1 protein-coding gene (only partly in view) is annotated in these 13,103 nt (G+C 73.0%); it reads left to right on the forward strand.

Annotated elements, in window-relative coordinates:
- Positions 1–89: 89 nt before the first annotated feature.
- Positions 90–13,103, forward strand: the beginning of a protein-coding gene (locus ACSLIC_RS26175; protein WP_436740166.1) for an SDR family NAD(P)-dependent oxidoreductase. 18,876 nt of this gene lie beyond the right edge of the window; only the first 13,014 of its 31,890 coding nucleotides appear in the window; its start codon is at positions 90–92; its stop codon lies off the right edge, out of view.

Here is a 13,103-nt window from a genome sequence, read left to right on the forward strand (position 1 = left end):
GCCGGCGCGTCCACGAGCGCGTCGGCGGCCACCGCTCCCGTCCCCCGTCCCGGCCACCGCGTCCTTCCCGAATTCAGAGGATCCACCCCATGGCAAGCTCCGAAGCCAAACTCCGCGACTACCTCAAGAAGGTCACCACCGACCTTCGCCGCACCCGGCAGCGGCTGGAGTCGGTCGAGGCCCGGGAGAGCGAGCCCATCGCCGTCATCGGCATGGCCTGCCGGTTCCCCGGCGGTGTCCGCTCCCCGGAGGACCTGTGGCAGCTGGTCGCCGACGGCACCGACGCCATCGGCCCCCTCCCCGTGGACCGTGGCTGGGACCTGGACGGCCTCTACGACCCGGACCCGGGCACCCCCGGCAAGAGCTACGTCCGTGAGGGCGGCTTCCTCGAAGGTGCCGCCGGCTTCGACGCGGACCTGTTCGGCATCGCCCCGCGCGAAGCCCTCGCCATGGACCCCCAGCAGCGCCTGCTCCTGGAAACCGCCTGGGAGGCCGTCGAGCGCGCCCGCATCAGCCCCGCCTCCCTGCGCAACACCGACACCGGCGTCTTCGTCGGCGGGGCCGACACCAACTACGGCTCCCTGGCCCGCACCGCCGAGGAGACCGAGGGCCACAACCTCACCGGCGGCGCCATGAGCGTCCTCTCCGGCCGGATCTCCTACACGCTCGGCCTGGAGGGCCCGGCGGTCACCGTCGACACCGCCTGCTCCTCGTCCCTGGTCGCCCTGCACCTCGCGGTCCGCGCCCTGCGCGCGGGCGAGTGCTCCCTCGCCCTCGCCGGCGGCGTCGCCATGATGCCGACCACCGAACTCTTCACCGAGTTCTCCCGCCAGCGCGGCCTCGCCACCGACGGCCGCTGCAAGCCCTTCGCCGAAGCCGCCGACGGCACCTCCTGGGGCGAAGGCGTCGGCGTGCTGCTCGTCGAGCGGCTCTCCGACGCCCGCCGCAACGGCCACCCCGTCCTCGCCGTCGTCCGCGGCACCGCCGTCAACCAGGACGGTGCCAGCAGCCGCCTCACCGCGCCCAACGGGCCCTCTCAGCGCCGCGTCATCGAGGCCGCGCTCGCCGACGCCCGCCTCGCCGCCGACCAGGTCGACGCCGTCGAGGCGCACGGCACCGGCACCACCCTGGGCGACCCCATCGAGGCCCAGGCCCTCCTCGCCACGTACGGCCAGAACCGCCCGGAGGACCGCCCGCTGCGGCTGGGCGGCATCAAGTCGAACATCGGCCACGCCCAGGCCGCCGCCGGTGTCGCCGGCGTCATCAAGATGGTCATGGCCATCCGCCACGGCCTGCTGCCCGCCACCCTCCACGTCGACACCCCCACCCCGCACGTCGACTGGACGGCGGGCGCCGTCGAACTCCTCACCGAGGCCGTCGACTGGCCCGACGCCGAGCGCCCCCGCCGGGCCGGCGTCTCCGCCTTCGGCATCAGCGGCACCAACGCCCACGTCCTGCTCGAACAGGCCACCCCCGAACTCGCCGCGGCCGAGGACACCCCTCAGGACGCCACCCCCGCCGAACCGGTGACGGCCACCGACCCGGCCGTCACCCCCTGGTTCCTCTCCGCCCGCTCGCAGACCGCGCTGCGCGCCCAGGCGGCACGACTCCTGGCCCACCTCACCGACCGTACCGGCCCCGACTCCCTGCGCCCGGTGGACATCGCCCTCTCCCTCGCCACCAGCCGCGCCCCGCTCCCGCACCGCGCGGTCGTCCTCGCCACCGACCCCGGAACCACCGAAGCGGCCCTCACCGCCCTCGCCGCCGACGAACCCCACCCCGCGGTCCTGGAGGACTCCGTCCGCAGCGCCTCCACCGCGTTCCTGTTCTCGGGGCAGGGGTCGCAGCGGCTGGGGATGGGGCGTGGTCTGTACGAGCGTTTCCCGGTGTTCGCGGAGGCGTTCGACGCGGTGTGTGCCGGACTCGACGCGCACCTGGACCGCCCGCTGCGTGAGGTGGTGTGGGGCGACGACGCGTCGGTTCTGGACGGGACGGCGTACGCGCAGGCGGGTCTCTTCGCGGTCGAGGTGGCGCTGTTCCGTCTTGTCGAGTCGTGGGGTGTGCGGCCGGAGTTCGTGGCCGGTCATTCGATCGGTGAGGTGGCGGCCGCGCATGTGGCGGGTGTGTTCTCGCTGGCGGACGCGTGTGCTCTGGTGGCCGCTCGTGGGCGGTTGATGCAGGCGTTGCCGGAGGGTGGCGCGATGGTGGCTGTGGAGGCGTCCGAGGCGGAGGTGCTGCCGCACCTGGAGCCCGTCGTGGGCGTGTCGGTCGCTGCCGTCAACGGACCTTCGTCGGTGGTCGTCTCAGGCGTCGAGGACGCGGTCGAGGCGGTGGCGGAGGTGTTCCGTGAGCTGGGGCGGCGGGTCAGCCGTCTGCGGGTGTCGCACGCTTTCCACTCGCCGCTGATGGAGCCGATGCTCGGTGACTTCCGAGAGGTCCTGGCCGGTCTGTCGTACGCGGAGCCGTCGCTGCCCGTCGTCTCGAACGTCTCGGGCCGGATCGCGGAGTCCGGTGAACTGACCACGCCGGACTACTGGGTGCGGCACGTCCGGGAGGCTGTCCGGTTCGATGACGGTGTCCGGGCCTTGGCGGCGGAGGGTGTCGCGCGGTTCGTGGAGCTGGGGCCCGACGGGGTGCTCAGTGGCATGGCGCGGGCCGGTGCCGGTGAGGACGCCGTTCTCGTCCCGCTCCTGCGCAAGGACCGCGACGGGGAGGTCACCGCGCTCAGCGCGCTGGGCCGCCTCCACGCCACCGGTGCGCCCGTCGACTGGACCGCCGTCCTCGCCGGGACCGGCGCCCGCCTCGTCGACCTGCCCACGTACGCCTTCCAGCACGAGCACTACTGGCCCGTGCCCGCCCTCATGCCCGCCGGTGACGTGGAGTCCGCCGGACTGCGCGCCGCCGGGCACCCCCTGCTCAGCGCCGCCGTCGAACTCTCCGACTCCGGCGGCCTGCTGCTCACCACCCGGCTGTCCCTGCGCACCCACCCCTGGCTCGGCGAGCACGTCGTCATGGGCAACGCGCTGCTGCCCGGCACGGCCTTCGTGGAACTCGCGGTCCGCGCCGGCGACGAGGTCGGCTGCGACCGCGTCGAGGAACTGACCCTCGCCGCCCCGCTCGTTCTGCCCGGGCAGGGCGGCGTCCAGCTCCACCTGCACGTGGGCCCCGCCGACGCCGCGGGCCGCCGCGTCCTCGCCGCCCGCTCCCGCGCCGAGGGCGCCGACGACCAGCTCTGGACCGAGCACGCCACCGGTGTCCTCGCTCCCGGGGAGCGCACCGTGGAGTTCGACACCGCGGTGTGGCCCCCCGCCGACGCCGAACCCCTCGACCTCACCGGCCTGTACGAGCGCATGGCCGAGGGCGGCTACCGGTACGGGCCGCTCTTCCAGGGCCTGCGGGCCGCCTGGCGGCGGGGCGACGACGTCTTCGCCGAGGTCGCCCTGCCCGACTCCGCCGAGCGCGACGCCGCCGGCTTCGGCCTCCACCCGGCGCTGCTCGACGCCTCCCTGCACGTCTCGGCCCTGGGTGGTCTCGCGCACGGGGTGGTCCCGTTCTCCTGGGACGGGGTCTGCCTGCACGCCACCGGCGCCCGGGAGGTCCGGGTCCGGATGACCCGGACCGGCGACGAGACCGTGACGGTCGCCGTGGCCGACCCCACCGGTGCGCCCGTCGCCAGCGTCGAGAACATGGTGCTCCGCCCGGTCGCGCCCGACGCCACCGGTGTCGACGCCCTGACCCGTGACGCGCTCTTCCGGGTGGACTGGCTCCGGACCGGGACACCTGGTGACGCGGCCGACACCGGTCCGGTCGGCGTCCTCGGGGATTCCGACGCGCCCACGGCCCTCGCGGGAGTCCTCCGGGCCGAAGGGCTGTCGGACGGCGGGTTCGTGGCCTTCCCCGACCTGGCAGCCCTGGCCGCCGCCGAAGAGGTACCGGCGACAGTGCTGGCCCGGGTGCGTCCCGACGCCGCGACGCGGCCCGACGCGGTGGTGGACGCCGTCCACGCCCTGGCCGCCCGGGGCCTGGAGCTGGTGCGGGAGTGGCTGGCGCAGGAGCGGTTCACCGACTCCCGCCTGGTCTTCGTCACCTCGGACGCCGTCGACGGCGGCGACCTGGCCGACGCGGCGCTCCGGGGCCTGGTGCGCTCCGCCGTCTCCGAGCACCCCGGCCGCTTCGGCCTGATGGAGGTGGGGCGCGGCACCGACGCCGCGACCGTGCTGGCCGCCGTCGCCACGGGCGAGCCGGAGACCGCCGCACGCGACGGCGAGGTGCTCACTCCGCGACTGGCCCGGATCGCCTCCGGCACCACGACGGGCCCGCGCTGGGACAGCCTCGACGGCACCGTGCTGCTGACCGGCGGTACGGGTGGCCTGGGGCGGATCGTCGCCCGGCACCTGGTGGTCGAGCGCGGGGTGCGGGACCTGTTGCTGGTGAGCCGCAGCGGGGCCGCCGCGGACGGCGCCGAGCAACTGGTCGCCGAACTGTCCCAGGCCGGTGCGCACGTGACCGTCGAGGCGTGCGACGTCTCCGACCCCGCCGCCGTCGCGGACCTGGTCGCCCGCCACCCGGTGCGCGCGGTCGTCCACTCCGCCGGGGTGCTGGACGACGGCACGGTGGAATCACTCACGGCCGAGCGCATGGCCCGCGTGCTGCGCCCGAAGGCGGACGCCGCGTGGAACCTGCACGAGGCCACCCGCGCCCTCGACCTCGAAGCCTTCGTCGTCTTCTCCTCGATGTCCGGCATCCTCGGCGGCCCCGGCCAGGCCAACTATGCGGCCGGCAACACCTTCCTCGACGCCCTGGTACGCCACCGCCGCAGCCTCGGCCTGCCCGCGACCTCGCTCGCCTGGGGCCCGTGGACCCAGGACGCCGGCATGATCGGCACCCTCTCCGGGACCAGCCGGCACCGCGTCGCCCGCGCAGGCATGCCCGAGCTGACCGCCGAGCAGGGGACCGCCCTCTTCGACGCGGCCCTGGCCTCCGGTGAGCCGGTCGTCCTCCCTGTCCGCCTCGACCTGGCCGCCCTGCGTGGGCAGGGTGACCTGCACCCGATGATGCTCGGTCTGGTGCGGCGGCGTGGTCGTCGTGCGGCTGCGGGTGGTTCGGTGGCGGCGGCGGGTCTGGTGCGGCGTCTTGGGGCGTTGGGTGGGGATGGGCGTCGTGAGGTGTTGCTGGATCTGGTGCGTGGTCAGGTCGCTGTGGTGTTGGGGCATGCGGGTGTGCAGTCGGTGGATCCGGGGCGTGCGTTTCAGGATCTGGGTTTCGATTCGTTGACCGCGGTGGAGTTGCGGAACCGGTTGGGGAAGTCGACGGGGTTGCGGTTGCCGGCGACGGTGGTGTTCGACTATCCGACGGTCAACGCGTTGGTGGGGTATCTGCTGGAGGAGTTGTTCGGTGGGGTGGAGCCGGCGGAGGGGGTGCCGGTGTCGGCGCTGCCGTCGGTGGCCGAGGACCCGATCGTGATCGTGGGCATGGCCTGCCGCTACCCCGGTGGTGTCTCCTCGCCCGAGGACCTGTGGCACATCGTCTCCGAAGGCGTCGACACCGTTTCCGAGTTCCCGGTCAACCGGGGCTGGGACACCGACGCGCTCTACAACCCCGACCGGGACGCGTCCGGCACCACCTACACCAAGGCCGGTGGCTTCCTGCACGAGGCCGGAGCTTTCGACTCCGAGTTCTTCGGGATGAGCCCGCGCGAGGCGGTGGCGACCGATTCCCAGCAGCGTCTGCTGCTGGAGACGACGTGGGAGGCGATCGAGCGGTCGGGCATCGACCCGGTCTCCCTGCGCGGCAGCCAGACGGGCGTCTTCGCCGGTGTCATGTACAACGACTACGGCAACATGCTCGCCGACGAGCGGTACGAGGGCTTCCGCAGCAACGGCAGCGCACCCAGCATCGCGTCTGGCCGTGTCTCGTACACGTTCGGGTTCGAGGGGCCGGCGGTGACGGTGGACACGGCGTGTTCGTCGTCGTTGGTGGCGTTGCACTGGGCGGCGCAGGCGTTGCGTTCGGGTGAGTGCTCGCTGGCGGTGGCCGGTGGTGTGACGGTGATGTCGACGCCGACGACGTTCGTGGAGTTCTCGCGGCAGGGTGGTCTGTCGGCGGACGGGCGGTGCCGTTCGTTCGCGGACTCGGCTGATGGTGTGGGCTGGTCCGAGGGTGTGGGGATGGTGGTGCTGGAGCGTCTGTCGGATGCTCGGCGTCATGGTCATCGTGTGCTGGCGGTGGTGCGTGGTTCGGCGGTGAACCAGGATGGTGCGTCGAACGGTCTGACGGCGCCGAACGGTCCCTCTCAGCAGCGGGTGATTCGTCAGGCTCTGGCGAGTGGTGGTCTGTCGGCCGGTGATGTGGATGTGGTGGAGGCCCACGGTACGGGGACGACGCTGGGTGATCCGATCGAGGCGCAGGCACTCCTGGCGACGTACGGGCAGGAGCGTGAGGAGGGCAAGCCGCTCTGGCTCGGTTCGGTGAAGTCGAACCTGGGGCACACGCAGGCTGCGGCGGGTGTCGCGGGTGTCATCAAGATGGTGATGGCGATGCGTCACGGCCGGCTGCCGCGCACGCTGCACGTGGATGCTGCGTCGTCGCACGTCGACTGGTCGGCCGGTGCTGTGGAGTTGCTGACCGGTGAGCGTGTGTGGCCGGGGGAGGAGCGGGTGCGCCGGGCCGGTGTGTCCTCGTTCGGGATCAGCGGCACCAACGCCCACGTCATCCTCGAACAGCCTGAGCCGGTCACGGAACCCGAGACCGGCGGGGGCGGGATCGCCGCCCTCGCCCCCGGCATCGTGCCGTGGGTCCTGTCGGGCCGTACCGAGGAGGCGCTGCGCGCCCAGGCCGCCCGGCTGCTGGCCCAGGTCGAGGGCCACCCCGGCCTGCGCCCCGTGGACCTGGCGCTCTCCCTGGCCACCCAGCGTTCCCTCTTCGACCACCGTGCCGTGGTCCTGACGGACGACCGCGAGGCCGCCGTCCGTGGCCTCGCGGCCGTATGCGTCGGTGAGCCGGACCCCGCCGTCGTCCTCGGCGCCGTCGAGCCCGGCCGCACCGCGTTCCTGTTCTCGGGGCAGGGGTCGCAGCGGCTGGGGATGGGGCGTGGTCTGTACGAGCGTTTCCCGGTGTTCGCGGAGGCGTTCGACGCGGTGTGCGCGGGGCTGGACGCGCACTTGGAGCGTTCGCTGCGTGAGGTGGTGTGGGGCGACGACGCGTCGGTTCTGGACGGGACGGCGTACGCGCAGGCGGGTCTCTTCGCGGTCGAGGTGGCGCTGTTCCGTCTTGTCGAGTCGTGGGGTGTGCGGCCGGAGTTCGTGGCCGGTCATTCGATCGGTGAGGTGGCGGCCGCGCATGTGGCGGGTGTGTTCTCGCTGGCGGACGCGTGTGCTCTGGTGGCCGCTCGTGGGCGGTTGATGCAGGCGTTGCCGGAGGGTGGCGCGATGGTGGCTGTGGAGGCGAGCGAGGCGGAGGTGCTGCCGCACCTGGACTCTGTCGAGGGTGTGTCGGTCGCTGCCGTCAACGGTCCGTCGTCGGTGGTCGTCTCGGGCGCGGAGGAGGCCGTGGAGACGGTGGCGGAGGCGTTCCGTGGTCAGGGGCGGCGGGTCAGCCGTCTGCGGGTGTCGCACGCCTTCCACTCCCCGCTGATGGAGCCCATGCTCGACGCGTTCCACGAGGTCCTGCGGGACCTGTCGTTCGCCGAGCCGCGCCTGCCGGTCGTCTCGAACGTCTCGGGCAGGGTTGCCGAGCCGGGCGAACTGACCACGGCTGGCTACTGGGTGCGGCATGTCCGTGAGGCTGTCCGGTTCGACGACGGTGTCCGGACTTTGGCGGCGGAGGGTGTCGCGCGGTTCGTGGAGCTGGGTCCCGACGGGGTGCTCAGTGGCATGGCGCGGGCCGGTGCCGGTGAGGACGCCGTTCTCGTCCCGCTCCTGCGCAAGGACCGCGAGGAAGTGGCCATCGCTCTGAGCGCCCTCGCCGAACTGCACGTGCGGGGCGTCTCCGCCGGCTGGGGCGCCGTCCTCGACGGCACGGGCGGCCGGGCGGTCGACCTGCCCACGTACGCGTTCCAGCACGAGCACTACTGGCCCACCGGAACGACCACCGGGGCCGGGGACATCCGCCTCGCCGGACTCGGCGCGGCCGGGCACCCGCTGCTCGGCGCGGCCGTGGAGCTGGCCGGCTCCGACGGTCTGATCCTCACCGGACGCCTGTCGACGCGGTCGCACCCGTGGCTCGCCGACCACGTCGTTCAGGGTGCCGTGCTGGTGCCGGGCACGGCGCTGCTGGAGATGGCCGTCCGCGCCGCCGACGAGGCGGGCTGCGAGACCGTCGAGGAACTGGCCCTGTCCGCGCCGCTGGTGCTGCCCGAGCGCGGCGCCGTGCGCGTTCAGGTGGGCGTCGGCGAACCCGACGAATCCGGCCGCCGCACCGTGGCGATCCACTCCCGGGACGACGGCGACGAACGGCAGCCCTGGAGCCTGCACGCCCAGGGCGTACTCGCCCCGGATGCCTTCGATGCGACTCCGGCGGCCGAAGGCTTCGACGCCTCCGTATGGCCCCCACGGGATGCCGTGCCGGTCGACGTGACCGACTGCTACGAGAGCCTGGCCGAGGCCGGACTGCGCTACGGCCCCGTTTTCCAAGGGCTGCGGGCCGCCTGGCGCCGGGACGACGAGGTGTTCGCCGAGGTCGCCCTGCCCGACGGTGTCGACGTCACTGCCTTCGGCCTGCACCCGGCCCTCTTCGACGCCGCCCTGCACGCCTCCTTCGCCTTCGGTGGCGGCGACGCGCCCGGCGGGGTGCCCTTCGTCTGGGAGAACGCCACCCTGCACGCGTCCGGCGCCTCCGTCCTGCGGACCCGGCTGACGCGGACCGGTGACGACACGCTGGCCGTGCACGTGGCCGACCCGACCGGAGCACCCGTCGCCTCGGTCGGCTCCCTCACCGTCCGCGCTGCCGCCGCAGCCGACACCGCCGAACCGCTGTACCGCGTGGAGTGGGTCCCGGCCCGGGGCACGCGTGCCACCACCGCAACAGGTTCCGTCGCCCTCCTCGGTGAGGGCCTCGCCGATCTTGCGGGCGACGACGCAGCTGTCCACGCCGACCTGGAGGAGCTGGCCGCGGCCGAAACGGTGCCGGAGACCGTCGTGGTCGCCGTTCCGCCCGCCCCGGACACCGAGGGCGTCGTGGGCTCCGCGCACGCCTCGGCCGCCTGGGCGCTCGCCCTGGTCAAGGAGTGGCTGGCGCAGGAGCGGTTCGCCGGCTCCCGTCTGGTCTTCATCACGCGAGGCGGTCACGTGACGGAGCCCGCCTCCACTCTGACCACCGCGCCCGTACGCGGTCTGGTGCGTTCCGTGGCGTTGGAACACCCCGGCCGCTTCGGCCTGCTGGACCTCCCGGCGGGTACGGACGCGGAGCGGCTGTTCGCGGCCCTCGCCGTGGACGAACAGGAGACCGCCGTGCTGGACGGCGAGGTGTGCGTCCCGCGCCTGGTCCGCACGACGCCGGACGCCGGGGGAGAGGAGGCCGCGGAATCGTCGGCCGGTCTCGGCTCCGGCACCGTGCTGCTGACCGGTGGCACAGGTGGGCTGGGGCGGATCGTCGCCCGGCACCTGGTGGTCGAGCGCGGGGTGCGGGACCTGCTGCTGGTGAGCCGGAGCGGGGCCGCCGCCGAGGGCGTCGACGCCTTCACCGCGGAGCTGACCGGCCTCGGTGCCCGGGTGGCGGTCGCCGCCTGCGACCTGGCCGACCGCACTGCACTCGACGCCCTGCTGGCCGGAGTACCGGCCGACCGCCCGGTACGCGCCGTCGTGCACGCGGCGGGCGTCCTGGACGACGGCATGGCCGAGTCGCTGACGGCGGAGCGGGTTGCTGCGGTGTTGCGTCCGAAGGTGGACGCGGCGTGGAACCTGCATGAGGCGACGCGTGGTTTTGATCTTGAGGCGTTCGTGGTGTTCTCGTCGGTGGCGGGGACGTTCGGGAGTGCGGGGCAGGGTGCGTACGCGGCGGGGAATGTGTTCCTGGACGCGTTGGTGGAGTACCGGCGGGCTCTGGGTCTTCCCGGTGTGTCGCTGGTGTGGGGTCCCTGGGCGCGGGACGCGGGGATGACGCGGGGGCTGTCGGAGACGGACCGGCGTCGTATGGCCCGGTCCGGTCTGCCGCCGGTCGAGGCCGAGCAGGGGACCGCGCTCTTCGACGCGGCCCTGGCCTCCGGTGAGCCGGTCGTCCTGCCCGTCCGCCTCGACCTGGCCGCTCTGCGGGGTGAGGAGGACGTACCGGCTCTCTTCCGTGGTCTGGTGCGGCGGCGTGGTCGTCGTGCGGCTGCGGGTGGTTCGGTGGCGGCGGCGGGTCTGGTGCGGCGTCTTGGGGCGTTGGGTGGGGATGGGCGTCGTGAGGTGTTGCTGGATCTGGTGCGTGGTCAGGTCGCTGTGGTGTTGGGGCATGCGGGTGTGCAGTCGGTGGATCCGGGGCGTGCGTTTCAGGATCTGGGTTTCGATTCGTTGACCGCGGTGGAGTTGCGGAACCGGTTGGGGAAGTCGACGGGGTTGCGGTTGCCGGCGACGGTGGTGTTCGACTATCCGACGGTCAACGCGTTGGTGGGGTATCTGCTGGAGGAGTTGTTCGGTGGGGTGGAGCCGGCGGAGGTGGTGCCGGTGTCGGCGCTGCCGTCGGTGGCCGAGGACCCGATCGTGATCGTGGGCATGGCCTGCCGCTACCCGGGCGGTGTCTCCTCGCCCGAGGACCTGTGGCACATCGTCTCCGAAGGCGTCGACACGGTCTCGGGCTTCCCCTCGGACCGAGGCTGGGACGTCGACGCGCTCTACAACCCCGACCGCGCTGTGCCGGGCACCTCCTACACGCGTTCCGGCGGCTTCCTGCACGATGCGCCCGAGTTCGACCCGGAGTTCTTCGGGATGAGCCCGCGTGAGGCTGTCTCCACGGACGCGCAGCAGCGTCTGCTGTTGGAGACGACGTGGGAGGCGATCGAGCGGTCGGGCATCGACCCGGTCTCCCTGCGCGGCAGCCAGACGGGCGTCTTCGCCGGCGTCATGTACCACGACTACGCCAACCTGCTGGCCTCCCCGGAGTACGAGGGGTACCAGGGCAGCGGCAGTGCCGGAAGCGTGGCCTCGGGCCGTGTCTCGTACACGTTCGGGTTCGAGGGGCCGGCGGTGACGGTGGACACGGCGTGTTCGTCGTCGTTGGTGGCGTTGCACTGGGCGGCGCAGGCGTTGCGTTCGGGTGAGTGCTCGCTGGCGGTGGCCGGTGGTGTGACGGTGATGTCGACGCCGACGACGTTCGTGGAGTTCTCGCGGCAGGGTGGTCTGTCGGCGGACGGGCGGTGCCGTTCGTTCGCGGACTCGGCTGATGGTGTGGGCTGGTCCGAGGGTGTGGGGATGGTGGTGCTGGAGCGTCTGTCGGATGCCCGGCGTCATGGTCATCGTGTGCTGGCGGTGGTGCGTGGTTCGGCGGTGAACCAGGATGGTGCGTCGAACGGTCTGACGGCGCCGAACGGTCCCTCTCAGCAGCGGGTGATTCGTCAGGCTCTGGCGAGTGGTGGTCTGTCGGGCGGTGATGTGGATGTGGTGGAGGCCCACGGTACGGGGACGACGCTGGGTGACCCGATCGAGGCGCAGGCACTCCTGGCGACGTACGGGCAGGGCCGGGACGAGGGCCGGCCGTTGCTGCTCGGCTCCGTCAAGTCCAACATCGGGCACACGCAGGCCGCGGCCGGTGTCGCGGGTGTCATCAAGATGGTGATGGCGCTGCGTCACGGGAGGCTGCCGCGCACGCTGCACGTGGATGCTCCGTCGTCGCACGTCGACTGGTCGGCCGGTGCTGTGGAGCTGCTGACCGGTGAGCGTGTGTGGCCGGGGGAGGAGCGGGTGCGCCGGGCCGGTGTGTCCTCGTTCGGGATCAGCGGCACCAACGCCCACGTCATCCTCGAACAGCCCGAGCCGGTCACCGAGTCGGGCCCGGAAGAGGCAGACGGGACGGAGGCACCGTCCGGTGTCCAGCCGTGGGTCCTGTCGGCTCGTACCGAGGAGGCACTGCGCGCCCAGGCCGCCCGCCTGGCCGACTTCCTCACCGACGCGCCGGCGGACGTACGGGACGTGGCGCTCTCCCTGGCCACCCAGCGCACCCTCTTCGACCACCGCGCGGTGGTCCTGGGCGCCGACCTGGAAACGGCACTGACGTCCCTTCGCGCGCTGGCCGCCGGGACTCCCGATGCCGACGTCGTGGAAGGCGTGGCCGGGAACGGCCGCACCGCCTTCCTCTTCTCCGGGCAGGGCTCCCAGCAGCTCGGTATGGGGCGTGACCTGTACGAACGGTTCCCCGTCTTCGCCGAGGCCTTCGACGCGGTCTGCGCCGAGCTGGACGAGCACCTGGACCGTCCGCTCCGCGAGGTCGCGTGGGGCGAGGACGCCGAACTCCTGAACCGCACGGCCTACGCCCAGCCGGGCCTGTTCGCCGTCGAGGTGGCGCTGTTCCGTCTTGTCGAGTCGTGGGGGGTGCGGCCGGAGTTCGTGGCCGGTCACTCCATCGGTGAGGTCGCCGCGGCGCACGTGGCCGGGGTGCTCACCCTCGCCGACGCCGCCGCGCTCGTCGCCGCCCGGGGCCGCCTGATGCAGGCACTTCCCGAGGGCGGCGCCATGGCGGCGGTCGAGGCCACGTGCGCCGAGGTACTGCCGCACCTGACCGGCGAGCTGTCCATCGCCGCCGTCAACGGCCCGTCCTCGGTGGTCGTCTCGGGCTCCGAAGCGTCCGTCGAGTCGGTCGCCGAGGTCTTCCGGGAGCTCGGCCGCCGGGTCAGCCGGCTGCGCGTCTCGCACGCCTTCCACTCCCCGCTGATGGAGCCGATGCTCCACGCGTTCCGCGAGGTGGTGGAGGGGCTGTCCTTCGCCGCGCCGAGGATCCCGCTGGTCTCGAACGTCACCGGCACGCTCGCCGAAGCGGGACAGGTGGAGGAGCCCGAGTACTGGGTCGCCCACGTCCGGGAGGCCGTCCGGTTCGACGACGGTGTCCGGGCCCTCGCGGAAGAGGGCGTCACACGGTTCGTGGAGCTGGGTCCCGACGGGGTGCTCAGCGGCATGGCGCGCGAGAGCGCCGGTGAG

The organism is Streptomyces sp. BBFR102, assembly GCF_051397025.1.
Taxonomy (GTDB): Bacteria; Actinomycetota; Actinomycetes; order Streptomycetales; family Streptomycetaceae; genus Streptomyces.